Source organism: Sphingomonas sp. PP-CE-3A-406 (assembly GCF_003688625.1).
Taxonomy (GTDB): Bacteria; Pseudomonadota; Alphaproteobacteria; order Sphingomonadales; family Sphingomonadaceae; genus Sphingomonas.
The window spans coordinates 1,044,406-1,070,142 of sequence record NZ_RCWY01000001.1 but is presented as its reverse complement, the minus strand read 5'-3'; the positions used below and the strand labels follow the sequence as shown (position 1 = coordinate 1,070,142).

At 66.6% G+C, this 25,737-nt stretch carries 16 protein-coding genes; 3 read left to right on the top strand and 13 right to left on the bottom strand.

The features are described from left to right. Positions 1–2: 2 nt before the first annotated feature. The 7 genes from C8J44_RS04590 to C8J44_RS04560 form a co-directional block, all read right to left on the bottom strand. Positions 3–899: a glycosidase gene (locus tag C8J44_RS04590; protein ID WP_121903496.1), complete on the bottom strand. Its 897-nt coding sequence runs from the start codon at positions 897–899 to the stop codon at positions 3–5. A gap of 3 nt (positions 900–902) precedes the next feature. Beyond that, positions 903–1,676 carry an SDR family NAD(P)-dependent oxidoreductase gene (locus C8J44_RS04585; RefSeq protein ID WP_121903495.1) on the bottom strand — a complete coding sequence of 258 codons (774 nt, stop codon included), beginning with the start codon at positions 1,674–1,676 and terminating at the stop codon, positions 903–905. A gap of 132 nt (positions 1,677–1,808) precedes the next feature. Next, complete coding sequence (locus C8J44_RS04580; RefSeq protein ID WP_220683094.1) at positions 1,809–3,095, bottom strand: glutamate-5-semialdehyde dehydrogenase; 1,287 nt, start codon at positions 3,093–3,095, stop codon at positions 1,809–1,811. A 116-nt stretch (positions 3,096–3,211) separates the two neighbouring features. After that, a complete protein-coding gene (locus C8J44_RS04575) occupies positions 3,212–3,508 on the bottom strand; it encodes a putative quinol monooxygenase (RefSeq protein ID WP_121903493.1) in 297 nt (98 codons plus the stop codon). Between the two features lie 64 nt (positions 3,509–3,572). Beyond that, entirely contained in the window at positions 3,573–5,735 is a 2,163-nt protein-coding gene (locus C8J44_RS04570; protein ID WP_259466708.1) for a GDSL-type esterase/lipase family protein, read from the bottom strand. Continuing rightward, complete coding sequence (locus C8J44_RS04565; protein WP_183128695.1) at positions 5,732–6,955, bottom strand: endo-1,4-beta-xylanase; 1,224 nt, start codon at positions 6,953–6,955, stop codon at positions 5,732–5,734. Before C8J44_RS04565 ends, C8J44_RS04570 begins: the two co-directional genes overlap by 4 nt. A 73-nt stretch (positions 6,956–7,028) precedes the next feature. Beyond that, positions 7,029–9,092, bottom strand: a complete 2,064-nt coding sequence (locus C8J44_RS04560) for an alpha-glucuronidase family glycosyl hydrolase (protein WP_259466707.1) — start codon at positions 9,090–9,092, stop codon at positions 7,029–7,031. Between the two features lie 176 nt (positions 9,093–9,268). Here C8J44_RS04560 and C8J44_RS04555 point away from each other — a divergent pair, with 176 nt between their 5' ends. Continuing rightward, complete coding sequence (locus tag C8J44_RS04555; protein ID WP_404969178.1) at positions 9,269–11,665, top strand: glycoside hydrolase family 3 N-terminal domain-containing protein; 2,397 nt, start codon at positions 9,269–9,271, stop codon at positions 11,663–11,665. Between the two features lie 48 nt (positions 11,666–11,713). Here the strand turns inward: C8J44_RS04555 and C8J44_RS04550 are convergent, their stop codons facing one another. Continuing rightward, positions 11,714–13,771: a M13 family metallopeptidase gene (locus tag C8J44_RS04550; RefSeq protein ID WP_121903491.1), complete on the bottom strand. Its 2,058-nt coding sequence runs from the start codon at positions 13,769–13,771 to the stop codon at positions 11,714–11,716. Positions 13,772–14,149: 378 nt separating this feature from the next. Here C8J44_RS04550 and C8J44_RS04545 point away from each other — a divergent pair, with 378 nt between their 5' ends. Next, entirely contained in the window at positions 14,150–15,691 is a 1,542-nt protein-coding gene (locus tag C8J44_RS04545) for an alpha-N-arabinofuranosidase (RefSeq protein WP_121886223.1), read from the top strand. A gap of 47 nt (positions 15,692–15,738) precedes the next feature. On the opposite strand, the gene C8J44_RS04540 is transcribed toward C8J44_RS04545, so the two are convergent. Beyond that, positions 15,739–18,408, bottom strand: coding sequence for a glycoside hydrolase family 3 C-terminal domain-containing protein (locus C8J44_RS04540; protein WP_121903490.1), 2,670 nt, complete (start codon positions 18,406–18,408; stop codon positions 15,739–15,741). A gap of 276 nt (positions 18,409–18,684) precedes the next feature. Between C8J44_RS04540 and C8J44_RS04535 the strand changes: the two genes are divergently transcribed. After that, positions 18,685–20,598, top strand: a complete 1,914-nt coding sequence (locus C8J44_RS04535) for an NPCBM/NEW2 domain-containing protein (protein WP_121903489.1) — start codon at positions 18,685–18,687, stop codon at positions 20,596–20,598. Between the two features lie 306 nt (positions 20,599–20,904). Here the strand turns inward: C8J44_RS04535 and C8J44_RS04530 are convergent, their stop codons facing one another. The 4 genes from C8J44_RS04530 to C8J44_RS04515 form a co-directional block, all read right to left on the bottom strand. After that, positions 20,905–21,660, bottom strand: a complete 756-nt coding sequence (locus C8J44_RS04530; RefSeq protein WP_121903488.1) for a FadR/GntR family transcriptional regulator — start codon at positions 21,658–21,660, stop codon at positions 20,905–20,907. Positions 21,661–21,817: 157 nt separating this feature from the next. Next, the gene (gene xylA / locus C8J44_RS04525; protein ID WP_121903487.1) at positions 21,818–23,128 is read right to left on the bottom strand and encodes a xylose isomerase; all 1,311 of its coding nucleotides are present in this window, start codon (positions 23,126–23,128) and stop codon (positions 21,818–21,820) included. Continuing rightward, complete coding sequence (gene xylB / locus C8J44_RS04520; RefSeq protein ID WP_121903486.1) at positions 23,125–24,585, bottom strand: xylulokinase; 1,461 nt, start codon at positions 24,583–24,585, stop codon at positions 23,125–23,127. The genes xylA and xylB overlap by 4 nt, the downstream gene beginning before the upstream one ends. Before the next feature lie 4 nt (positions 24,586–24,589). Then, complete coding sequence (locus C8J44_RS04515; protein WP_121903485.1) at positions 24,590–25,684, bottom strand: glycoside hydrolase family 43 protein; 1,095 nt, start codon at positions 25,682–25,684, stop codon at positions 24,590–24,592. Between the last annotated feature and the right edge of the window lie 53 nt (positions 25,685–25,737).

Below are 25,737 nucleotides of genomic sequence, written 5' to 3'. Positions count from 1 at the left end.
TCTCATCGCTGGTATCTGGCGATCAGCGCTCTGCGCAGCATCCGGTCTTCGAGCGAGTAATACAGCGCGATCTGGTCGCCATGCGCGACCGTCGAGGCTGCGAATGCGATATCGGTGGAATCGCGGCTGACGGCGGGAGGTGGCAGCAGTAACGGCTCGATGCCGCGACCGGTGACGCGCGCGAAGTCCGGGCTGAAGCTGATCCAGCCGATCCGCCAGCGGGCGTCGTGCGTTGCGCCATTGTAGAACATCACCGGATCCTCGCCCGGCATTTGCCACATCGGACCGGTCGAGAGGTGCCAATTGTCCCAGCTGTCGTCGCGGATGCCGAATGGGTCGGGCTGGACGGTCCACGGTCCTTTGGCGGTCGGCCCGGACGCCATGCCAATCCGCGACGCGCCCTGTGCGGCATATTCGTAGAACAGCCGCCAGTAGCCCGCATCGGTCTGCGCGAGCGTCGCTTCCTTGATGTTGCCTTCGCCGGGCGGGGCTTTCAGGACCAGATCCTGCTTGGTCAGTGCGGTGAGATCTAGCCCTGCTGCCAGGATCATGCAGCCCTGCGACCGGGCCGCATCGACGCCTGTGTAGTAGACCAGATATTCGTTGTTCGGGGTCACCAGGACGGTCGGGTCCTCGCATCCGCCGAGATCCTCGGCGCCGGGGCCCGGGACGATCGCAAGCCCCGGGTCCATCGTGAAGGTCAGGCCATCGCGGCTCTCCCCGCGCGCGATGACGCCGGTCGGATCATGCGGGCCAAGCGGACTGGGCACGCCGCGCACCATGATCCGGTGGAGATTGCCTTCCTTCCAAACGAAGGGGCTCATCAGGTCCATGCCATCGATCACCGAGCCTGCGGAAATGGCGACCGTGTCGAGCTGTTCGACCGCGTAGGTGATCATCGGTCAGGCGCCCTGTGCAACGGTCAGCGACAGCGCGCCGTCGATCGTGACGGTGGTGCCGGTGATATAGTCCGCGGCGGGGGACAGCAGGAACGCGACGAGCGCCGCAACCTCGTCGGGACGACCGGCACGCTTCCACGGAATCGCGGCTTCTTTGGTGGCCAGCTCCTTGGGATTGTCGACCGCGGACTGGTTCATCGGCGTCAGGATCATGCCCGGTGCCACGCCGTTCACCGCGATGCCCTTGGGCGCCAGTTCGAGCGCGAGCGTCGCGGTCAGCTGAGCCAGCCCGCCCTTTGCCGAATCGTAATCGGCGCCTCCGGGGCGGGGCGCGCGCTCGTGGATAGAGGAGATGTTGACAATGCGGCCCTTGGCGCCCTTCGCTTCGAGCCCGCGCACCAGTCGCCGGCAGGTGAGGAACGGCCCGTAGAGATCCGAGCGGATGACGCGGTCGAACTGCGCCAGCGCCATGTCGGCGAGCATCACGCCGCTCATGTTGAGCCCGGCCGAATTGACCAGCAGGCTGACCGTGCCGAACGCAGACTCGGCTTGCGCGAACAGTCGTTCGATCGCCGCCTCGTCGCCGACGTCGGTCTGCACGGCGATCGCGCGCTCCTTGCCGCCGATCGCTGCACAGACGGCATGCGCCGCATCGGCATCCTTGAAATAGGTGATGACGACGCGCGCGCCGGAATCACCCAGAGTCTTGGCGCAGGCGGCGCCGATCCCGGACTCGCCCCCGGTCACAATGACCACCTGATCGTCGAACAGGTTCATCGTATCATTCTCCGTAAAACATGACGGCTAAGGGGACGTCATTTCGGAGGTCGCAACGCACCATCGATACCAAGGATGCGTCTGTATACGATGACATCTATGTCACGATCCGCACCGTCCGAAACGGCCGGATCAAGGGCGGATCTGGCCGCTCCCCTGGACGAGATATTTGTAGCTCGTCAGCTGCTCGACGCCGACCGGTCCGCGGGCGTGCATCTTGCCGGTGGCGATACCGATCTCCGCGCCCATGCCGAATTCGCCGCCGTCCGAAAACTGCGTCGAGGCGTTGTGCATCACCACTGCGCTATCGATCGCGAGCATGAACCGGCGCGCGGCGGCGGTGTCGCGCGTGAGGATCGCATCGGTATGCCCCGACGAATGTTCGGCGACGAAGGCGATTCCTGCGTCAAGCCCGTCGACGATCTTGATCGAGGCGATCGCGTCGAGATATTCGGTATCCCAGTCGTCCGCGCCGGCCGTCGCGAGCCGCGGCTCGATCGCGACCGCCTCGGCGTCGCCGCGCAGTTCGCAATCGGGCATCGCATCGACCAGCGCGGGGAGCAGCGCGGACGCGATCGCACGATCGACGACGATGCTTTCGGTCGCGCCGCACACGCCGGTACGTCGCAGCTTGGCGTTGCGGATGATCGCCACCGCTTCGGCGACGTCGGCCTCGGAGTGGACATAGCTGTGACAATTGCCGTCGAGATGGAGCAGTGTCGGCACGCGCGCCTCGCGCTGTACCAGTTCGACCAGACTACGACCGCCGCGCGGGATGGCGAGATCAACATGGTCGACCGCACGGAGCAGTTCGCCGACGACCTGGCGGTCGGGCGTGTCGACGGTCTGGACTGCGGTTTCGGAAAGACCGGCAGCCCGCAGACCCGTCTGCATGCACGCGACGATCGCAGCGGTCGAACGGCGGCTTTCGGATCCGCCGCGCAGGATGATCGCATTACCCGATTTGATGCAGAGCCCGCTGGCGTCGGCCCCGACATTGGGACGCGATTCGTAGATCATCGCGATCACGCCGATCGGCACGGCGACGCGCGTGATCTCCAGTCCGTTCGGCCGGGTGAACCGGGCCAGTTCGCGGCCGACCGGGTCGGGCAGTTCGGCGATATCGTCGAGCGCCTGCGCCATCGCCTCGATCCGTGGTTCGTCAAGCCGGAGCCGATCGAGGAAAGATTCGGGTTTGCTGTCGGCGACGCTCGCCACGTCCGCGGCATTGGCCTCCAACAGCGTCGGCACGGCATCACGCAGCGCAGCGGCGGCGGCGCGCAGAGCCTGGTTTCGCGCTGCGCCATCGCTGACGGCAAGGCGGCGCGCCGCGCGTCGTGCGTCATCGCCCAGCCGTCTCACCAGTTCGGCGGCGGCGCCGGGGGGGTCGCTTGCGGCGCGGGCAGGGATCACGTCCATCACGGTCATCGACAGTCTTTCCAGTCGGCAGGTTGCGGCACTCGCCAGACCCTGCCGACCTCTTACCGTCGCGACTGCCTATGGCGCAATCGCGACGGGCAGTCTCGACGGCCGCGTCAGCCGATGTCGACGGGGTTGGTGACGATGATCGTCGGTCGCCCCGCGGCGAGATCGCGGGCAGCCAGACTGAAGGCCTTGAAATGGTCGGAGGCCATGTGCTGCTGCACGGCGGCATCGTCGACATAGAGCTCGTTGAACACGAAGCGCTGCTCTCCCTCGGCTTCGCGCCACAACTCGTAGTGCAGAACGCCGGGTTCGGCCCGCGAGGCGGCGACGCAGGTCTTGGCAGCGGCGATGAAGGCGTCATCCTTGCCCGGCAGCACGGACACCAGCGCGACGATTTTCACGGTCATGTATCTCTCCTGTTTTCGTAGCGTCCGCCGTGCTCCCGCCGCCGCCGCGACGCAACCGTCTCGTTCAACCGCACAGCCCTGCCGGCGGACCGACGGGGGCCGGCACCGAGGGTGGACCTTGCAGCGAGGGCGAGGCGGTTGGACGGGTGAGGTCCGTGGCGGCGGCATAATAGGGGTCGGCCTCCGCCTCGGCGAGCGTGACGAAGCGGAATCCCATCGACGTGTAGAGTCTCAGCAGTCTGGGCAGCATGCGTGCATCGAACGCGCCGACGTGCATCAGCAGCACATAGGGAATGTCGTGCCCGAGTTGTGCCTTGGCGCGAGCGCGCGATGCGAGCGCCGCGGTGCGCGCCGCCGCGAGATATCCGGTTTCGAGCGTCGTGATCGCCGCCCGATCGCGCTTGGCGGCGCAGGCGGCGTAGGGCGGGTTCCAGTTATAGTCGTCGAAGCTCATCGTGACCGCGGCGATGCGGTAACCACGCGCCTTCAGCGCGGCGCGGACGGCATCGCGGTCCGCAAGTGTCTTGCCTTCGGACAGGAACGGGTAGCGGAACCAGTGCCAGTCGGTGCCTTTGGCGACACGCTCGAGCGGGGCTTCGTTGCGGACGATATCGGCGACGAACGCGCTGGCGCCGACCTTCGCCAGATCGCCGTGCGAATGGGTGTGGTTGCCGAGCGGCAGTCCCGCGGCACGCCATGCCGCGATCGCGGCTGCGGCATCCGCCGGATTATCCAGCCCGAACCCCGCATTCATGAACCCGAAGGCGGGCGCTCGGGCCGCAGCGAGCGCGGTGGTGATACCCCGGATCACGTCGGCGCGTGTCTGCCCGGGCGCGAGCGGACCGTGGGCCGGGATATCGTCGAAGGTGAGCGCGATCGCCGGTCGGGTATCCGCACTGCTCTTCAACGGTTCAGGGGCGACGGGAACCGGGGCGACCGCACCGATCACCTGGCGGGTCGTCTTGCCGAACAGGGTCAACGGAACCGCCTCGCCCATCTTGCGATATCCCGCCTCGGATGGGTGGAGGTGGTCGCCCGAATCATACGCCGGGGCGAGCCGGTCAGGATGCTCGGGGTCGCGCATGACGCGGTCGAAATCGATCACCGCGTCGAACGTGCCGGACGTGCGGATGAAGGTGTTGATCGCCTGGCGGTCGCCTTCGGTGGCGGGGCCGGGGTGGTAATAGTCGTTGCCCCCGAACGGCGTGATCGTGCTGCCAATCATCCTGATGCCGTGGGTATGCGCGCGGGCCACAAGCTGGGTGTAAGCTCCGGTGACCTGCGCGACGATCGCCGCGTGCTGCGCGGGCGTCGCAGGCGCTTCTCGCGTCAGCACGCCGAGGTCGTTGACCCCTTCGAGCAGGATCGCCCAGCGCACCCCGCTGCGCGCGACGACATCGCGGTCGAACCGCGCCATCAGATTGGGACCGAGCCCGTCGAGCAGGATGCGATTGCCGCCGATCCCGGCATTGACGACGCCGATCCCGCGCGTCGCCGGGGTGCCACGGAGACGTTCGGCGAGAACGTCGGTCCACCGCGTGTTGTGGTTGGGCTTTACGCCATAGCCGTCCGTGATCGAGTCGCCGATCGCCACGATCGTGCCGGTGTTTGCGCCCATGGTCGTGGCACCCGACACTTCGAGATCGGCGAGCGCGTACCAGTGGGTCGTCTGTTTTGCGCCGGTGAACCCCGGATCAGCGACGTGATCGCCGGCCAGCGTGTAGCTGAACGCGCGGGCGCCGGGGTGGCCGGTCTGCGGGGTCGCGGCCTCGGGCAGATACAGGCTGATGGCAACGTCGGTGCCGGGCGCAACCGGCAACGCAATGGGGTCGGAGTAGAGTTCGGCGCCTGCCGGAATGACCGCTTTCGCCTGCCCGGCGAACGTCAACGCCGCACCGCCGCCGACCTGGGGTGTGGCGGGCGCGGTCGTTCGCGCGATCCGGGCAGAACCGATCGCGAGCGGTCGCGTGCCGAACGCATTGGACAGACGCACGCGGACCCGGTCTCCGCCCGCCGAAAGCCGGATGATCTGGCGAAGCGTGACGGCGGCCGCGCGATCGGCGGGCAGCGCATTGTCGCCGTCCGCGATCATCTGCGACGATCCCCAGCTGGCGATCCAGTGCGGGGCGGACACGTGCCGAACAGAGACGTGGCGGTCGGTATCGCGCGCGTCGGCGCTTGCGACCATCAGCACGCCGGCCAGGATTGCGGTTGCCCAACGGCTCATCGATCGATCCTTGCAGTCTTTGCATCGTGGTGAGGCTTGCGGGCAGGCGCTGCTGCGATCGCGCCCGCAATGGCTGCGCGCATCGGCTTTGCGACGAACGCCGCGTCGTACGGGCAGGGGCGGCGACGCGCCTTGTCCGCCCGCGGCTCGAACCCTTCGATCCAGCTGTAGCGATCGGTCATCCCCCACAGCATGATGTCGCGCAGTGAGGGGTAGGCGAGCATCAGGTCGAGATAGCCGCGGGTATAGTCCGCAACCGCGCGATCGCGCACCGCGATATCCGCGGGCAGCGCGTTATCGCGGACGTCGAGCTCGGTGATGACCAGATCATAGCCCATCGCCGTCACCGCATCGAGGAAACGCCGCCACTCCCCCTCCATCGCGGCGATCGTCGCGCGCGTATCGATGCCCTGCGTGACGATATGCGATTGCACGCCGAGCGCATCGACGGGGATTTTTCGCCGCCTGAAACCCTCGAGCAGCTTGAGCACGCCCGCACGGTGATGCGCGTTGCCGGGCTCCCAGCTCATATAGTCGTTGTAGACGAGCTGCGCGTGCGGCGCCTCCGCGCGCGCGGTGTGGAACGCGAGATCCAGCGTCGCCTCGGTCCCGCCCAGCGCGCGCGACAATGCGGTCTGGTACAGGCTTCCGTCCGCCGGTGTCACCGCCTCGTTGACGACATCGTAGCTGCCGATTCGGGGTCCGTAGCGTTGGCAGACGGTGGTGATATGCGCGACGAGCATCTGCTCCGCAGCCCGATGCGGATTGGCGCCGAAGTCGTACGCTTCCTCCCAGCGGGGCATCCATTTGGGCTGGTGCCACAGGAGATTGTGGCCCCGCACCGGCAGTCCGTTCGCCTCGGCCCACGCCATCATCGCGTCCATGTGGGTAAAGTCGAAACTGGTCGCGGTGGGCCGGATCGCCTGCCATTTCATCTGGTTCTCAGGGACCAGAAGTCCGCAATCGCGCTTCAGCAGCGCGGCATAAGCGGGGTTCGCGAACGAGCCTCGATCGGCGCCCGGGGGGCTCCAGCCGAAACAGGATCCCAACCGCATGCCTTTCCGCGCCGCGATCGACTGAAGCCCGATCCCGTCCGTCCTTGGCGCCTCAGAACTTTGGAACGGCACCCTGGCACCGGCGCAGGCCGAAACTGCTACTCCGCCCAGCATCGCGAGCCCGCGGCGTCGCGTGATCTCGCCCGAAACCTGCCGATTGCTCATGCGCTTGCGCCTTCCTTCGAACGACATGCCGGGCGGCATGGCTGGGGGCCAGACCTGCGGGCTACCAAGTACATCATTGCGGGTTGCCCGGAGCATAGGGAAAACGCTGCGCCTTGTACCACGCGAGGTCGTGCGCGGGCGGCGCGGTACCGGCGGGGAGCGCCCGACCGTTGACCGACATCCAATAGGCAAGGCTCGCATCGCGCCACCACTGAGCTTCGCGTTGTTGCACGGCCAGATAGGTGGCGGTTTTTGCCCAGCGCTCGGCATCGATATCGGGTTTGAGCGCGTCCCATTTGCGGCTCATGTCCGCGACGTAAGAGACGCCTGAGTCGTAATCATGGACCATCTCCGCCCATAATGTCCGTCCCGACGCCATCCGCCGATCCCAGGGGACATGGTGGAACCACAGCAACGCGCGTTCCGGCGTCGTTGCCGGATCGGCAAGTCGGCGGGCGAGGGCGGGGGCGTATTGCGCGACCGCGTTGCTGCCGGTGCGCGTGCGGTCGAAGCCGATCCCGGTCTTGTCGGCGCGGTGGTAATAGACCGGGTTCCATTCGGGACGCTTGAGGTCGGCGATCCACGGTCCGGGGCCGTAATGATGCCCCGTCGCCATGACGTGCGCGAGGCCCAAAGGCGTCATGTAATCGACCACCGCCTCGCGCGAGCCCATCATCATCGCGACGACCGGATCGACGATCTTGGGCGAGGGGGCGAAGGTCATCGCCGCCCATTCGCGCGCGACCGGCGCGGCGCCGAGCGTCGGATCCCATGCCATCCGACCGAACGCGTACCAGTTCGCCTGGTTGAAGGTGGAGCCCGCCCAGTCTCGGTCGCGGCCGATGTTGGCGACCCCCGCCATCCCGGTCAGCGTGTGACCCTCGACCGAGCCGTCGACGACGTCGGCGACGGTCTCGCCCGGCCGCTGCATCGTCTCGCTGCCGAGCGTCTCGGCGAACAGCGGGCCGAGATACGCCAGATGCGTGGCGAAACCGAGATATTCCTTGGTGATCTGGAATTCGATCATCAGCGGCGTCTTGGGCATCGCGCCGAACAGCGGATGGAACGGCTCGCGCGGCTGGAAGTCGATCGCGCCGTTCTTGACCTGGACGATGACGTTGGGTGCGAACTTGCCGTCGAGCGGCTTGAACTCGGTATACGCCTGCTTCGCCCGGTCCTCGGGGTCGGTTTCCGCGTAGACGAACGCACGCCACATCACGATACCGCCATGCGGGCGCACCGCGGCGGCGAGCATGTTGGCGCCGTCGGCGTGGCTACGATGATAGTCGCGCGGGCCGGGCTGGCCCTCGCTGTTCGCCTTTACCAAGAAGCCTCCGAAATCGGGGATACGGCGATAGATCTCGTCGCTCTTCGCCTTCCACCATGCCGCGACCTTGGGATCGAGAGGATCGGCCGTCTTCAATCCGCCGAGTTCGATCGGGGCCGAGAACCGCGCCGACAGATACACCTTGATCCCGTACGGCCGGAACACGTCGGCAAGCGCTGCGGCCTTCGCAATATACGGCGCGGTGAGGCTGTCGGCTTTCGCGTTGACGTTGTTGAGGACGGTGCCGTTGATTCCGATCGACGCGTTGGCGCGGGCATAGTCCGTGTAGCGCGGGTCGTGGAAATCCGGGAGCGTCCACCAGTCCCACAGCGAGGCGCCGGCATAGCCGCGCTCGACCACGCCATCGAGATTGTCCCAGTGGTTCAGCACACGCAGTTTCACGCGCGGCGTCGAGGTCAGGTCGATCCGGTCCAGGCTGCCGCCGGTCTGGAGGTGACGCAGCAAGGCGAAGCTGCCGTAAAGCACGCCGCGATCGGTGTTGGCGGTGACGAGGAGCATCCGGCGATTGCCGAGCGTGACTTGGCGGACGCGGTACCCCTCGTCGCCGAGCGCTGCGAGCGGAAGATGCAGCGCGGCGACGGCGCGATCATCGGCGGTGGCTAGCAGGATGGTCGGTGTGCTCGTGCCGAACAACCCCGCGCCCCGCCGCAGTTCCTCGGCCGCTGCACGGAACGTGGCCGTATCGCCGCGCGCTTCGATCGTGGGAACACGACGCGTACTTGTGGCCGCCGGCGTGCGATAGCGAAGCCACAGGTCGTAACCGTCTTCGGCATACGCCGTTCCGGTCATACCAATTATCGCCGCAAAAAGCAGCGCGAACCTAACAAACGATCGGCTGAGTGCCGTCATAATCCTCTCCCGCGGTTCCACGATCGATTGACAGGATCGCGGATGACCAGTCATGGTATCGCTATCACGACGATGGCTTCGACAGCAATGCCGCGTTTCAGATCGGGAGATGAAGATTGCCGGGCACACCAACTGTTACGATCGCACCGACGCGGCGCGACCTTCTTGGGTTGCTCGGATCGGTTTCCGTCGGCGGATTGATCCCCGGTATCGCGCAGGCCGCGACCGCGTTGCCGATCTACCGTGACGCGCGTGCGCCGGTCGACCTCCGGGTTCGCGACCTGATGGCGCGGATGACGCTGGAAGAGAAAGTTGGCCAGACCATTTCGCTGTGGGCGACCAAGGCGGACGTGATGACGCCGGGGGGGCTCGATTTCGATCCGGCGCGCGCGTCGGCGGCGTATCCCGCGGGGTTCGGTCAGGTCACGCGGCCGTCCGACAAGCGCGGCGGACCGTCGGTGGCCGCGGTCGCCGGCGGTACAGGTGCGCAGTGGCGCGGGTCGGCGTCGACGATCGCGTTCGTCAACGCGGTCCAGCGCTGGGCGCGCGGCACGCGGCTCGGCATCCCGGTGATCTTCCACGAAGAGTCACTGCACGGCTATATGGCGCCCGACGCTACGATGTTCCCGCAGGCGATCGGCATGGCCGGTACGTTCGACCGCGATCTGATGCGACGCGGACAGGCGATCATCGGCCGCGAGGTACGCGCGCACGGCAGCCACCTCTCGCTGTCGCCGGTAGTCGACATCGCGCGCGATCCGCGCTGGGGCCGGATCGAGGAGACGTTCGGCGAGGATCCATATCTGTGCGGAGAGATGGGGGTGGCCGCAGTCGAGGGCTTACAGGGCGACAGCACGACGCTGGCACCCGGCAAGGTCTTTGCGACGCTGAAGCACATGACCGGGCACGGCCAGCCCCAGGCGGGCAACAATATCGGCCCCGCACCGATCGGCGAGCGTGAACTGCGCGAGAGCTTCTTCCCGCCGTTCCGCGCGGTCGTGACGCGGACCGGGATCGGCGCGGTGATGCCGTCCTACAACGAGATCGACGGCATACCGAGCCATGCCAACCACTGGCTGCTCGGCGAGGTACTGCGCGGCGAATGGGGATTTTCGGGCGCGATCGTCAGCGATTACGGCGCGATCGAGGAGCTGGATACGATCCATCACGTCGCGCGCGACCTCAATGGAGCGGCGAAGCTCGCCTTGGCAGCCGGGGTGGACAGCGCGTTGCCGGACGGGATCGCGTTTCGGACGTTACCTGCGCAGGTGCGGGCGGGGACGGTGCCGATCGCGGCGGTCGATGCCGCCTGCGCACGAATGCTGGCGTTGAAGTTCCGCGCTGGTTTGTTCGAGCAGTCGGCAGTCGATCCCCGTGCCGCCGCTCGCCTGACCGGTAACGCGGAAGCACGCGGCGTCGCATTGGACGCGGCGCGCAAATCGCTGTGCCTGTTGACGAACGACGGCACGCTGCCGCTTGCGCCCAAGGGCAAGATCGCGGTGATCGGTCCCAACGCGGCGATCGCGCGGCTCGGCGGCTATTCCGCGCCGCCGCGCCAGACGGTGTCGCTGCTCGACGGCGTCCGGACGCTCGTGGGTACCGCAGCGACGATCGTCCATGCGCAGGGCGTGTTCATCACGCAGAGCGAGGACCGGTCGCAGGACGCGGTGCTGCTCGCCGATCCGGCCCGGAACCGCGCGCTGATCGCCGAAGCGGTCGAGGTCGCGCGCGGTGCCGATACGATCATCCTCGCGATCGGCGATACCGAGCAGACCAGCCGCGAGGGATTCTCGAAGAACCATCTCGGCGATCGCACGACGCTCGACCTGATCGGCGAACAGAATGCGCTGTTCGACGCGCTGCACGCACTGGGCAAGCCGATCGTGGTCGCCGCGATCAACGGGCGTCCGCCGAGCTGGCCCAATGTGATGGCAAAGGCCAACGCGGTGCTCGAATGCTGGTATCCGGGGCAGGAGGGCGGCACCGCGATGGCCGAGGCGCTGTTCGGGCGGATCAATCCGGGCGCCAAGCTGCCCGTCACCGTCGCCCGCGAAGTCGGGCAGGTGCCGCTCTATTACAACCGCAAGCCGTCGACCGAGCGCGGCTATCTGTTCGCGGAAACGGCGCCGCTGTTCTCATTCGGCCACGGCCTCAGCTACACGCGCTTCGACGTCAGCGCACCGCGGCTGTCGGCGGCGAAGATCGGTATCGCCGGCAGCGTCGGGGTCGAGGTCGACGTCGCCAATATCGGCCAGCGCGCCGGCGACGAGGTCGTGCAGATCTACGTGCGCGACCAGGTGTCGTCGGTGGCGCGACCGGTGATGGAGTTGAAGGGGTTCGAACGCGTAACGCTCGCGCCCGGCGAGCGGCGGACGCTGCGGTTCACGCTGGGGCCGGACGCGTTCGCGTTGTGGGACGTCGACATGCGCGAGGTCGTCGAACCCGGCCTGTTCACGATCATGGCCGGACCGAGTTCGGCGCAAGTGAAGACCGCGGTCCTCGAGATCGCCTGACCCATCGACAAGCGAGGGTGCGCGGTCATGCCGCGCACCCTCGGCAGATTACCAGATGTGAACGCGCTGCGCCGGCGTCACGTACAGTGCATCGCCGGGCTTGACGTTGAACGCGGTATACCAGGCGTCGACATTCCGGACGATGCCGTTGACCCGGTAGAACGGCGGTGAGTGCGGATCGGTCAGCAGACGCGCCCGCGCCGCGCCTTCGCGGAGCTTCGCCTGCCAGGCCTGCGCATAGGCCAGGAAGAACCGCTGGTCGCCGGTGAGACCGCCGATCACCGGTGCCTTGCCGTGCACCGACTGGTATTTCCGATACGCGGCATAGGCGGTTTCGACGCCGCCGAGATCGCCGATATTCTCGCCGAGCGTCAGCGCGCCCTTCACGTGCACGCCGGGGATCGGTTCGTACGCGTCGTACTGCTTCGACAGCGCGGCGGTATGCTTCGTGAAGGCGGCGCGCGCTTCGGGCGTCCACCAATTCTCGAACTTGCCCGATGCGCTGAACTGGCTGCCCTGATCGTCGAAACCGTGACCCATCTCGTGGCCGATGATCGCGCCGATCGCGCCGTAATTGACCGCCGCATCCGCGTTCGGATCGAAATAGGGCGGTTGCAGGATCGCCGCGGGGAAGGTGATCTGGTTGTTGAGCGGATCGTAATAGGCGTTCACCGTCTGCGGCGTCATGCCCCACAGGCTGCGATCGACCGGCTTGCCGAGGCGCGACAGGTCGAGCTGGTGGTCGAACTCGCCCGATCGCATCGAATTGCCGAGCGGATCGCCGCGCACGATGGTGAGCGCGCTGTAATCGATGTATTTCGTCGGATGACCGATCCGCGGATCGAAGGCGGCGAGCTTGGCGAGCGCCTGCGTCTTGGTCGGCGCGTCCATCCAGGTGTTCGCACCGATCCGCTCCTTGTAGGCGGCACGCAGGTTGGCGATCAGTTCGCCCATCTTGGCTTCGCTCTGCGGCGGGTAGTGGCGCTTGACGTAGACTTCGCCGACGGCCTCTCCCATCGTGCCGTTGACGACGGCGATGCCGCGTTTCCAGCGCGCGCGCTGCTGCGGCTGGTCGGCCATCGTCTTGCCGTAGAAGTCGAACGTCGCCTGATCGAATGCCTTGGGGAGGACCGGCGCGCTGGCCGACGCGAGACGGAACTTCATCCAGTCCTGCCAGGTCGACGCCGGCGTCGCGGCGAACAGCTTGGCCAGCTCGGTCAGCGCGGTCGAGTTCGTCATGTAGACGATTGGGAAATTGCCATAGCCGGCGGTCGTCAGCAGCAGCGGCCAATCGAAACCGGGCGCCAGCGCCTTGCGGCCGGCAGCGTCCATCGGCTTCAGCATCGCCTTCAGGTCGCGCGATTGGACGGGGGACCATTGCACCTTCGCCATCGCGGTTTCGAGTGCGACGATCCGGTCCGCCTTGGCCGACGCATCGGCAATCCCCGACAGCGTCAGGATCTTCTCGACATAGGCGCGGTAGGCGGTGCGGAAGGTGTCGTACTTCGCGCCCTGTTCGAGATAGTAATCGCGTCCGCCCATGCCGAGCGAACCCTGTCCAGCGGCGACCGCGTAGCGCGTCGGATCGGCAGGATCGGGCAACTGGCCGATCTCGACCGGCGAGGCATAGCCGACCGTCGAGAACAGCGTCTGCAGTTTCTGCTTGTCGCCGGCCGCATCGATCTTCGCGAAATAGGGCTTCAGGGGTGTCGTGCCGGCGCGTTCGATCGCCGCCTCGTCCATGAAGCTGGCGTAGAGATCACCGAACTGTTTCGCGCCCGGCCCGACCGCCGCAGGATCACGCGCGGCATCGTCGAGGATGGCGCGAACCTGTTGCTCGGCCTGATCGGCCAGGACGACGCTGCCGCCGGCCGAGGTCCGGTCCGCGGCGATCTCGGTACGCTTGTTCCAGTTGCCGTTCGCGTAGGTCCAGAAATCGTCGCCGGGTTTCACCGATTTGTCGGCGGCGGTGAGATCGATTCCGAAGGTTCCGTAGCGCGTGCCGGTCGCGGCGGCGGTTGTGGGCGCCGTCTGCGCGAGCGCGGGTGAGGACAGCGCCAGCATGGCGACGCTCAGCGACAGACGCGAAACATGGTTGAACAGCATCGAGGCTCCTGTGGAAATTGCCGACCGAGTCCAGAGGTATCGGGGCGGGGATCGAATGGGCGAACACGGCGAGGTCGGGCTTTCGCCCTGCTGGGGGAAGCTGACGCGGAACAGGGACCGTAGCAATATGAATTCGATCGCGATTGGATCGGTCGTCTGTCATCGGCACGACGGTCTGCTCGGACAAGATCAACCAGTGGCAGATTGGTTTGTTCGGCCCTCGTTGCAGACGAAGGCGGTCTTGCCGTGAGATCCTGTCACGCAATTAGTCTTACATATTGACCGCGCTTCGACGGCCCAATATCGGTTGCGGCAGATAAAAACGGGAGGATCGAAATGCGCCAACTGTATCGCAACGTCGCGCTGGCAATGACTCTGATGACGACCACGGCGATGTCCGCCTCCGCGCAGGATGCGCCCGCAGCCGCTCCGGCTAGCGCCACGGCGACGGTCGGTATCGACGCGAGCCGGCCCGGCCCGGTGATGAACCGACAGGTGTTCGGCCAGTTCGCCGAGCATCTCGGCCATGGCATCTATGGCGGGATCTGGGTTGGCGAGAAGTCGTCGATCCCCAACGACCACGGTTATCGTCGCGACGTGCTGGAGGCGCTGAAGGCGGTCAAGGTGCCGATGGTGCGCTGGCCGGGCGGGTGCTTCGCCGACGAATATCACTGGCGCGACGGCATCGGCACGCGCGGCAAGCGGCCGATCAAGATCAACACCAACTGGGGCGGCGTGAACGAGGACAACGCGTTCGGGACCAACGAATTCATGGGGTTCGCCGAACGCTTGGGCGCCGAAGCGTATATCTCCGCCAACGTCGGCAGCGCGCCGCCGAGCGAGACCGCGCAGTGGCTCGAATACATGACCTCGCCGAACGGCTCGACGCTCGCCAAGGAGCGCGCGGCGAACGGCCACCCCGCACCGTACAAGGTGCCGTATGTCGGCATCGGCAACGAACTGTGGGGCTGCGGCGGCAACATGCGCGCGGAATATGCCGCCGACCTGACCAACCGCTACGGCGTGTTCGCCAAGTCGGGGAACGGCAAGATGCTCCGGATCGCCAGCGGCCCCAGCGAGGGGGATTACGACTGGACCGACACGATGATGCGGATCGCCGGCAAGAACATCGACGGCCTGTCGCTGCATTACTACACGCGGCCGCGCGACAAGGTCTGGACCGACAAGGGCCCGGCGCTTGGCTTCTCGGAGCATGAATGGGCGCTGACGATGCAGCACACGCTGCAGATGGACGAGTTCGTCACCAAGCATTCGGCGATCATGGACAAATATGACCCGGGCAAGACCAAGTGGCTGGTCGTCGACGAATGGGGCACGTGGTACGATCCGACGCCGGGCAGCAACCCCGGCTTCCTGGTGCAGCAGAACAGCGTCCGCGATGCGGTGGTCGCCGGGCTCAACCTTAACATCTTCGCGCATCACGCCGACCGGGTGAAGATGGCGGCGATCGCGCAGATGGTGAACGTGTTGCAGGCGATGCTGCTGACCGACGGCGCCAAGATGGTGAAGACGCCGACCTATTGGGTGTTCGACCTGTACAAGCCCTGGCAGGATGCGACGACGCTGCCGGTCGATCTGAAATCGCCCTGGTATCACGAGTCCGAAGTGGCAGTGCCGGCGGTCAGCGTCTCGGCGGTGCGCGATGTCGCGGGCAAGGTGCACGTCGCGCTCGTCAACCTAGATCCGCATCGTGCGATCCCGGTGGCGATGACGCTCGCGGGCGTTCAGGCGAGCGGCGTGACCGGGCGGATCGTCACGGGCACGACGATGGACGCGCATAACAGCTTCGAGCAGCCCGATACGGTGCGCCCGGTCGCCTTTAACGGCGCGCAGGCGGCTGGTGGTACGGTGTCGGCGACGTTGCCGCCGATGTCGGTGGTCGTGCTCGACCTGCAATAAGACGGCACCCTACCGCTCCCGGTCGGGAGCGGTAGGGGCTTTCGTATTCAGAGCGGTAGCGGCAACGCGCGCGGGGTGGTGAACGCCGCCGACTGGCCGGGGACGCCGGTGCCGGGTTGGCCGCTGCCGACCGTCACGCGGTATTTACCGGCGATTACCTGGCGCGTGCCGTCGGTCGCGACGCTGCTGAGATCGCGCGGCGACAGGTCGAAGCTGACGCTGCGGCGTTCGCCTGGTTTCAGTGCAACGCGTTTGTATCCGCGCAACGCCACGCGCGGCGTGCCCGGCTGGTCCGGAAAATTGAGATACAGCTGGACCACCTCGTCGCCGGCCCGCGCGCCGGTATTGCGGACTTCGGTGCTGACGCGCAGGCCGGTTTCGGGGCCGGCGGGGGCGGGTGTCACCTTCAATGGCGTGTAGGCGAAGCTGGTGTAGCTCAGGCCGTGGCCGAACGCGTAGACCGGCTTGCCCTCGAAATAGCGGTAGGTGCGGCCCTTCATCGCGTAATCGCTGAACGGCGGTAGTTCGGCGACGCTGCGATAGAAGGTGAGCGGCAGGCGGCCTGCGGGGTTGGTCCGGCCGCTCAGGACGTTGGCGATCGCGAGGCCCCCCGACTGGCCCGGATACCAGGCCTCGACGACCGCGGCGGCGTTATCCTTCGCCCAGGCGAGGTTGATCGGGCTGCCGTTCATCGCGACGACGATCACCGGCTTGCCGGTCGCCTTGGCTTTGGCGAGCATCGCCACCTGGTTCGCGGGCAGGTCGAGTGTGGTCTTGTCGCCGCCTTCGAAGCCCGGCACCGTGACGCCGGTCTCCTCCGCCTCCAGGTCGGAGGTGAGGCCGACGACCGCGACCAGCACGTCGGCAGTAGCGGCTGCGCGAGTCAGGTCGGCATCGGGGGAGGCCGAGATCCGCTTCCACACGAGGTCTGCGCCATCGTTCGACGTGACGCGGAACGGATAGCGGCGGCCCTTGACGAGGTCGACCGTGGTGAAGGTCGGCAGGTCGTTCCACTGCGACCCCTTGCGATCGGACGCGACCGCGCCGGCGAACTCGAGCACGCCGCCTTTGCCCGAGAGGCCGACCCGGTAGGTGCCGCTTTCCGGGGGAGTCAGCGATCCCGCCCACACCGTGCGGTGGTGCGTGTCGACCTTGGCGAGCGAGAGATTGTAGTCGCCTACGTCACGCTCGACGCGTTCGGCGACGGGCGTGTCCTGATAGCGGATCGCGTCGAGTTGCTGCTTCATCGTCGCGGGATCGAACAGCGCGGGCAGCTTTTTGGTCGGGTTGTAGTAGCGCACGAGGACGCCCGGTTTGCCGGCGGGCGTGCGCAGCGCCGATGTGGGCACGCGGTCGCCGTCGGTGACCGAGGGGGAGAACGGCACCAGCGTGACGTCGCCCGCCGGCATTACCGACCGTAAGCCATCGAGGACCGACACCGGCGGCGCGGACAACGGTGACGAGTAATTGCCGCGCAGCACGCGCGTCGCGTCGCCGAGTGGGCCGATGACCACGAGTTTCGTGCCCGGCTTGAGCGGCAGGATGCCGGCGTTCTTGAGCAGGACAAGGCTTTCCTCGGACGCCTTCAACGCCAGCGCGTCGTGCGCGGGCGTGCCGATCTGCGCGACGGGCACGACACGATCACGCCCGGTCTGTATCCCCGGCAGGTCGCCGTTGCGGATGCGCGCGGAGAACAGCCGGACGAGCGACCGATCGATGTCGCCGACCGAGATCAGATCGCGGTCGAGCGCCTCGCGGAAGCGCTCGCCGAGCCCCGCCTGATCGCCGAGCGTCGCGGTGTTGCATTCATTGTCGACGCCGGTTTTCAGCGCGGTAGCGACGGCGCTCGCCTGATCGGGGGCGTAGTGATGGTTGTCGGCGATATCCTTCACCGCATCGCAGTCGGATACGACGAAGCCGGTAAAGCCCCAAGCCTGGCGCAGATGATCCTTGAGCAGCAGGTCGCTCGCGCACGCCGGCTGCCCGTCGATGCGGTTATACGCGCACATGATCGAGCCGGCGCCGCCCTCGACGATCGCCGCGCGGAAGGCGGGGAGATAGGTGTCCTCGAGATCGTGCGGCGAGACGAACACATTGGCCTTGTGCCGCGTCGATTCAGGGCCGCTGTGCACCGCGAAATGCTTGGGCGTGGCGATCACGTCGGGCAGCGACGGATTGGGCCCTTGCATCCCGGTGACGAAGGCAACTCCCATATGCGCGGCGAGAAACGGATCCTCGCCATAGGTTTCCTGGCCGCGGCCCCAGCGTGGATCGCGGAAGATGTTGACGTTGGGCGACCAGGTATCGAGCCCGGTCCCGATCCGCCCGAGCCGTCCGGTCTGGCGTCCCAGCGTGTGCAGCGCGCGGACCTCCGTGCTGATCGCACCGGCGACATCGTGGACGAGCGGTGCATCGAAGCTGGCGGCGAGGCCGATCGGCTCGGGGAAGTTCGTGGTCGGCACCGGGCCGAGCGCACCGTGAAGCGATTCGGTCCACCAGTTGTACGCGGGAATGCCGAGCCGCGGGATTGCCGGCGCGACGTTGAGCAACTGCGGGAGCTTCTCGTCGACGGTCATCCGCGCGACGATCGCGGTGGCGAGTGCGTCGGCCTGGGTACCCGCTGCATCGGTCTTCGGTGCTGGCGACGTCTGCGCCTGAAGGGGCAGGGTGGCGAACGCCGCTCCGGTCAGCATGAGTGCGCGCAGTGGGCCGAACATCGGCTTGCCCTTCGCTGTGTTTCGCGACTGTATCACCCCAGCATCCTCCTGTATTTTGTAGGAGTGACCTTAAGCCGGGCGGCAGCGCAATGGCTACGAAATTTCGTAGGTTCGACTTGAAGGATAAGATTTTCTACTGTGGATCGGAATATAGAATACTATCCTGCCGCGTTGACAGGGCCTGTATATAGCCTGACAAGATCCGGCATAATCAAGGGATGCGCGCGCTGTCACTACGGGGCATGCGTGACGATCGGCACGGATGAGGATCACACAATGCGCGCTACTCGCCGACACGGGATAACGGCTGCTCTGACGGTTTTGCTCTCGACCGCTGGAGCGCAGGTCGCAGCGGCGCAGGCCGATCCGCTGACGCCGACCGGCCGCTGGAGCGCGAACCAGCGCGGCGATGCCGCGCTGCCGCCGATGGGCTGGAGTTCGTGGAATGCGTTCGCAACCGACATCACCGAGGACAAGATTCTCGCATCGGCGCGGGTGATCGCGGACACGGGACTGGCCGCCAAGGGCTATCGCTATATCAATATCGACGATGGCTGGTGGTTGAAGCGACGCCTGTCGGATAGCCGGATGATGATCCGATCGGCGAATTTCCCGTCCTCGGTGATCGCGGGCAAGGACCCGAGTTTCCGGCCGTTCACCGACAAGCTCCACGCGATGGGGTTCAAGGCGGGGATATACAGCGACATCGGGCGCAATTCCTGTGGCCAGGTCTTCACCTCGACGATGCCCAACCAGCCCGAAGGCAGCGTGATGGAGCGCGAGATCGGTCTGTACGGCCATGTCGACCAGGATATCCGGCTGTATTTCAAGGACTGGGGGTTCGACTTCATCAAGGTCGATGCGTGTGGCATCCGCGGTTTGCCGGCGAGCAATCCCGCGGTGAAAGCCGGCAAGTACCGCGCGTTCGTGCCGCTGATCGACGCGGACTCGCTGGCGCGCACCGACATCCCCGCGGTGCGCGGGCTGTACACCCAAGTCGCCGACGCGCTGGCGAAGTATAACGACGCGAACGACTATCTGTTCTCGCTGTGCCTGTGGGGATCGGCCGATGTCCGCGCCTGGGGCAAGAACATCGGCGGCATATCGCGGACCAGCGAGGACATCTCGCCGCATTGGGGGCGGATGCTGCACAATCTCGACACCGTGTCGCGGCGCGCGCTGTATGCGCACCCCGGATCGTGGAACGACCCGGACATGCTGTTCGTGGGCAGCGGCGATTTCGACGAACGGCACATGACCGAAGCGAAATCGCATTTCGCGCTGTGGGCGATCGAGAACGCGCCGCTGTTCATCGGCTACGATTTGCGCAAGGCGTCGCCCGCGTTGCTCGACCTGATCGGCAACGCCCGGATCATCGCGGTCAATCAGGATCGCGCGGGCAACCAGGCGACGCTGGCGTTCGATACCGACGAAGTGCAGATATTCGTCAAGACGCTGGCCAACGGCGACAAGGCGGTGGCGGTGTTCAATCGCGGCAGCGGCGCGGCGGACGTCGTCCTGACCGCCGATCATCTCGCGTATCGCGATACCGCCGATGTCGAACTGACCGATCTGTGGACCGGCGCGCACAGCAAATTCCGCAAGCAGCAGAGCCTGAAGCTGGCCCCGCGCGAAACGCTGATCTTCACCGCGAAGGGCGATCGACAGTTGCGCGATGGCGTCTTCCTGTCCGAGCAACCGGGCAGCGTCAATCCGGCGGTCGACGGGGTGGAAACGCCGCAACCCGATCCGCTGGTGCACCGTGCGCCGCTGGCGTGGCAGGGCACGCGAGGAGCGGGGGACTTCCCGCGCTACGGTGGCTGGGGTGGGGCTCGCGTCGATCGCACGCCGTACGACCAGCCGCTGGAGGTGGCGGGGGAGGCACTGCCGCACAGTCTCGGCGTGCTCGCCAATTCGCGGCTGGAGGTACGTAACACCGGCTATCGCACGCTGCGGACGCGTGTCGGGATCGACGATTCGACGACCGACCGTGCGCGGGCGGTGACCTTCCTGGTGTACGGCGATGGGCGGCTGTTGGCGCAGTCGCGGGCCGCGCGCGGGGGCGAGGCGGCACAGGAGCTGTCGGTGAACGTGTCGGGGGTGAAGATCATCGAACTGGTGGCGCGCAGTCCGGGTGTGGGCGGCGCGCAGATCTCGGTCGACTGGGGCACGGCTGCGCTCACGCGTTGACGAAGCGGCAGCGGACGACGTTGTTGGCTATCGCCTTCGCGCAAGACGTGTTTCCCCGCGAAGGCGGGGATCCAGACTGGGCTCCCGCCTTCGCGGGAGAACACGGAAGGGCATCGTGCCGTACCCCTGCGGACCCGTCCTTGTTCGAAGGGGATGGTCATCGGCGACGTCGGAGGCGCACGTCATTCAGCGTATTTGCAGTGCTCAGGCGTTGCGACAGGCCAATGATCGCCTGTCACCGGCATGACGAAGAACAAGCTGATCTGCCGGTCTCGAAAGTGAATGCCGATCCGCCCTGGCGCTCGCTCAGCGCTCCATCGCGCTGCGCGTATCCTCCAGCGCCAGCGTGACGAGCGCGGTCATCGCCGCGCTGGCGCCTTCGGCATCCTCGGCGGCGATCGCGTCGAAGACCTTGACGTGATCGGGGATCGGATCGCGCGGCAGCGCGCGCAGGCGTTGCTTGTACTGCGTCGTCCAGTTCACCGCGGCGCCGATCGACGCGCTGAGCACGACCATCGCGTCGTTCTGCGTCGCCTGCAGGATCGTGTCGTGGAACGTGCGGTCGGCCTGGCGGCCCTGCTCGGTCGCGAGTGAAAAGCGCTTCATCGCGGCAAGCGCGTCGCGCATGATCTTCAACTCGGCCTTGTTGCGCCGTGCCGCCGCCATCGCCGCGGCGGCGGGCTCGATCACCATCCGCATCTCGAACAGGCTGCGGACGAGTTGCGGATCGGGTTCGCCGGTGAACGCCCAGGCCAGCACGTCGGGATCGAGCAGGTTCCAGCGGTTGCGCGGCAGGACCCGCGTTCCCGCCTTGGGGCGACTCTCGACCAGCCCCTTGGCGGTCAGGACCTGGATCGCCTCGCGGTAGGCGCCGCGCGATACGTTGAGTTCCTCGGCGAAGGCAATCTCGCCCGACAGCGTTTCACCCGGCGAGAATTCGCCCGACAGGATCGCCACGCCGAGCTTGTTTGCCACCGCACCGCGCAACCTGCGGCCCGACGATCGCAGCGGCAACGTCGCGTCGGAGGTGGTCTCTGGTGTCGCGGAAAGGGGTTCGTCCATAACTTCGCATTATGCCTTTATCGTCGCATACGACACTATCAATTGCTCGGAGCAATCTGAACAGGTGTTTGACGCGCGCGGCGGTCGCTGTCGTCGAAGCAAGGCAGCGACCCGGCGATACGAGTCCCTTGGTGGGATCGCATCGCCGGGCTGATGATCACATGAAGCGGTTCATCAGGTTCTCGATCCGCTCCTGCCGGCCCGAGCGCGGCTTCGGATCGATCGCGCGGTCGCCCGCGAGGTCGGCGATCGTCGCGAGATCGCTGGTGCCGATCATCTTGCCGAGCTCACCGTTCCAGCCGGCGTAACGCTCGGTCTTGAACGCATCGAGGCGACCGTCCTCGATCAGCGCAGCGGCGTTGAGCAGGCCCTTGGCGACGACGTCGATCCCGCCGACATGACCGTAGAACAGGTCGATCGGGTCCATCGACTGGCGACGGACCTTGGCGTCGAAGTTGAAGCCGCCGGTCTTGAACCCACCGGCGCGCAGGATCTCGACCATCGCGAGCGTGAGTTCCTCGACCGAGTTGGGAAACTGATCGGTGTCCCAGCCATTCTGCGGATCGCCGCGGTTGGCGTCGATCGAGCCGAAGATGTCGAGCGCGGCGGCGGTGGCGATCTCGTGCTCGAAGGTGTGGCCCGACAGCGTGGCGTGGTTCGCCTCGATGTTGACCTTCACTTCGTTCTCGAGGCCGTAGCGCTTGAGGAAGCCGTACACGGTGGCGGTGTCGAAGTCGTACTGGTGCTTGGTCGGCTCGTGCGGCTTCGGCTCGATCAGGATCGTGCCCTTGAAACCGATCTTGTGCTTGTGCTCGACCACTAGGTTGAGGAAACGGCCGAAATTATCCAGCTCGCGCTTCATGTCGGTGTTGAGCAGCGTCTCATAGCCTTCGCGACCGCCCCACAGCACGTAGTTCTCGCCGCCGAGACGGTGCGTCGCCTCGAGCGCATCGCGAACCTGCATCGCGGCGAATGCGAACACCTCGGGGTCGGGATTGGTCGAGGCACCGGCGGCGTAGCGCGGGTGGCTGAACGCGTTGGCGGTGCCCCACAGGAGCTTGCGGCCCGACGACGCCTGGAGCTTTTCGAGATGGTCGACGGCTTCGGCGAAGAATTTGCGGTGCTCGGCGACCGAGTTCGCGTCGGCCATCACATCGACGTCGTGGAAGCAGTAGAAGGGAACGTCGAGGCGCGTGAAGAAATCGAACGCCGCCTCGCGCTTTTCCGCCGCCGCCGCGCTGTCGTTGGCGCCGCGATGCCACGGGCGATCGAACGTGCCGCCGCCGAATACGTCGGAGCCCGGCCAGCAGAAGGTGTGCCAGAAGCAGGCGGCAAAGCGCAGATGCTCTGCCATCGTCTTGCCGAGCACGACCCGGTCCTTGTCGTAGAAGCGGTAGGCGAGCTCGTTGGTGGTATCCGGGCCCTCGTACTTGATCGGGGCGATGTCGGCGAAGAAGTCGGCCATCAAAAATTCCTTGGCGAGTTTTTGGGGGTGATGCGGGAATAGGCGGCACGGAACGCGTCGCGCTTGGCGGCGAGCGTATCCGCGATGGCGGGATCGGGAACGATGGTGCGCGCGACGGGCGGCGCGACGCAGACCGAGGCCGGATCGCCGCCGTCGACCGCGAGCTGCGCGAGCCGGGCGGCACCGAGCGCCGGGCCGACCTCGCCGCCTTCGAGATAGACGAGTTCGACATCCATCGCCGCGGCGATGATCCGGCCCCAATAGCCCGAGCGCGCGCCGCCGCCGATCACCGACAGGCGATCGACCGTGGTGCCGGTCTCGCGCAGCACGTCGAGCCCGTCGGCCAGCGCGAAGGCGACGCCCTCCAGCACAGCCTGCGCGAGGCGGTTGCCGTCGGTGTCGTTGTCGAGCCCGAGGAACGCGCCGCGGACGTCGGCGTCGTTATGCGGCGTCCGCTCGCCCGAGAGATAGGGGAGGAACAGCTCGGGGCCGCCGGCGGGACCGACCGATTCGGCGCGCGCGAGCAGGTCGGCGACGCTCTGCGTGCCGGTAATCCGTGCCACCCAGTCGACGCACGAGGCAGCCGACAGGTGTACCGACATCTGATGCCACAGGCCGGGCAGCGCGTGGCAGAAGGTATGCGCCGCGCGCTCCGGGCTGGGCCGGAAGTCGTCGGTGGCGACGAAGATCACGCCCGACGTGCCGAGCGAGAGCAGCGCGTCGCCGTCACGGACGACGCCGACACCGACCGCGCCGGCGGCGTTGTCGCCGCCGCCGGCCGCGACCGGCACGCGCGGCATGCCCCAGGCCTCGGCGATGTCCGCCTGCAACTGGCCGGTGATCGCCGAGCCTTCGAACAGGCCGGGCATATTGGCGGTGGACAGGCCGCATGCCGACAGCAGCGTGTCGCTCCAGCGTCGCGCGCCGACGTCGAGCCACAGGGTGCCCGCGCTATCCGACAGGTCGGACGCCTTGTCGCCGGTCATTTGCAGCCGGACGTAATCCTTGGGCAGCAGCACCCTCGCGATCTTCGCGAAGATGTCCGGCTCGTGGTTGCGCAGCCACAGCAGCTTGGGGGCGGTGAAGCCGGGCATCGCGATGTTGCCGGAGATGGCGCGCAGTTCGGGAACCGCAGCCTCCAGTTCGGCGCACTCCGCGGCGCAGCGGCCGTCGTTCCACAGGATCGCGGGGCGCAGCGGCCGATCGTCCGTGCCGAGGACGGTCGCGCCGTGCATCTGCCCGGCGAGACCGACGCCGCGCACAGAGCGCCGGACGCTGGGGTCGATCGCCAGCACCGCCGCATTGGTCGCGCGCCACCACGCATCGGGGTCCTGTTCGGACCAAAGCGGGTGGGGGCGCTGGACGGTGAGCGCGGCGGTGCCCTGGCCGACGACCGCGCCGGCCTCGTCGAGCACCACCGCCTTTACGCCGGACGTGCCGATATCGATTCCGAGAAACATGCGCTTACTTCTTGAACGGATCGATGGTGCGGATCGAGCCATCGGGATTGAAGGTGAGCTCTGTCATCTTCGCCGATCGCAGATGGTTACGGTTCGACAATTGCGTGTCGTGGTAGACCAGCTGCCACGTGTTGCCGACCTTCAGGATCGAATGATGCGTCGTCCAGCCCTGCACCGGCAGCAGGATCTTGCCCTGGTAGCGGAACGGACCGAGCGGGCTGGTGCCGGTCGCATAGGCGATGAAGTGCGTGTCGCCGGTCGAATAGGTGAAATAGTATTTGCCGCCGCGCTTGAACATCCACGAGGCTTCGAAGAACCGCCGGTCGTGATCGCCGCCGAGCAACGGCTTGCCGGCTTCGTCGAGGATCGCGACGTCGCGCGGAGGCGCGGCGAACTGCTTCATGTCGGCCGTCAGCTTGGCGACCTTGGGCATCAGCGCGGGCTTGCCGTCCTGCTTGAGGTCGGTGTCACCGGCGTTCGGATCGAACCTGCCGGTCGCCCAGCGCTGCAACTGGCCACCCCAGATGCCGCCGAAATACATGTAGCTCGCGCCGTCGGTATCGGTGAACACCGCGGGATCGATCGAATAGCTGCCCTTGATCGGCATCGGTTCGGCCTTGAACGGACCGACCGGCGACTTCGACGTCGCCACGCCGATCCGGAAGACGCCCTTGTCGTCGCGCGCGGGAATGTAGAGGTAATAGGTGCCGTTCTTGTACGCGGCATCCGGCGCCCAGCTCTGCTTCGACGCCCAGGGGATATTCTTCACGTCGATCGCGACCGGATGGACCGTCACCGGTCCGCCGACCCGGTCCATGCTGAGGACGCGGTAGTCGTGCATCGCGTACTGGTTGCCGAGATCGTCGTCGGGAATACCCGCGTCGACGTCGTGGCTGGGATAGATGTAGATCTTGCCGCCGAAGACATGCGCGGACGGGTCGGCGGCGTAGATCTCGCGCGTCAGCGGTTGCGCGCGATACTGTTTGCCGTCAGGGCTGACGGTCGATCCGGTCTTGGGCGGCGTCGATTGCGCGCCGGAGATCGTCGCGGTGAGCGCGATGGCGGCCAGGGCCACGCCGGGGAACAGACTGTAGCGCATTGCGGATCGGTCCTCTCTCTGTACCGCCTGCTCTCTATGAAGCCTGTCGGTGA

What these genes read in the sequence shown, in the direction of transcription:
- C8J44_RS04590 (WP_121903496.1), bottom strand. Translation starts at nt 899, where the DNA reads ATGATCACCTACGCGGTCGAACAGCTCGACACGGTCGCCATTTCCGCA.
- C8J44_RS04585 (WP_121903495.1), bottom strand. Translation starts at nt 1,676, where the DNA reads ATGAACCTGTTCGACGATCAGGTGGTCATTGTGACCGGGGGCGAGTCC.
- C8J44_RS04580 (WP_220683094.1), bottom strand. Translation starts at nt 3,095, where the DNA reads ATGGACGTGATCCCTGCCCGCGCCGCAAGCGACCCCCCCGGCGCCGCC.
- C8J44_RS04575 (WP_121903493.1), bottom strand. Translation starts at nt 3,508, where the DNA reads ATGACCGTGAAAATCGTCGCGCTGGTGTCCGTGCTGCCGGGCAAGGAT.
- C8J44_RS04570 (WP_259466708.1), bottom strand. Translation starts at nt 5,735, where the DNA reads ATGAGCCGTTGGGCAACCGCAATCCTGGCCGGCGTGCTGATGGTCGCA.
- C8J44_RS04565 (WP_183128695.1), bottom strand. Translation starts at nt 6,955, where the DNA reads ATGAGCAATCGGCAGGTTTCGGGCGAGATCACGCGACGCCGCGGGCTC.
- C8J44_RS04560 (WP_259466707.1), bottom strand. Translation starts at nt 9,092, where the DNA reads ATGACCGGAACGGCGTATGCCGAAGACGGTTACGACCTGTGGCTTCGC.
- C8J44_RS04550 (WP_121903491.1), bottom strand. Translation starts at nt 13,771, where the DNA reads ATGCTGTTCAACCATGTTTCGCGTCTGTCGCTGAGCGTCGCCATGCTG.
- C8J44_RS04545 (WP_121886223.1), top strand. Translation starts at nt 14,150, where the DNA reads ATGACGACCACGGCGATGTCCGCCTCCGCGCAGGATGCGCCCGCAGCC.
- C8J44_RS04540 (WP_121903490.1), bottom strand. Translation starts at nt 18,408, where the DNA reads ATGTTCGGCCCACTGCGCGCACTCATGCTGACCGGAGCGGCGTTCGCC.
- C8J44_RS04535 (WP_121903489.1), top strand. Translation starts at nt 18,685, where the DNA reads ATGCGCGCTACTCGCCGACACGGGATAACGGCTGCTCTGACGGTTTTG.
- C8J44_RS04530 (WP_121903488.1), bottom strand. Translation starts at nt 21,660, where the DNA reads ATGGACGAACCCCTTTCCGCGACACCAGAGACCACCTCCGACGCGACG.
- xylB (WP_121903486.1), bottom strand. Translation starts at nt 24,585, where the DNA reads ATGTTTCTCGGAATCGATATCGGCACGTCCGGCGTAAAGGCGGTGGTG.
- C8J44_RS04515 (WP_121903485.1), bottom strand. Translation starts at nt 25,684, where the DNA reads ATGCGCTACAGTCTGTTCCCCGGCGTGGCCCTGGCCGCCATCGCGCTC.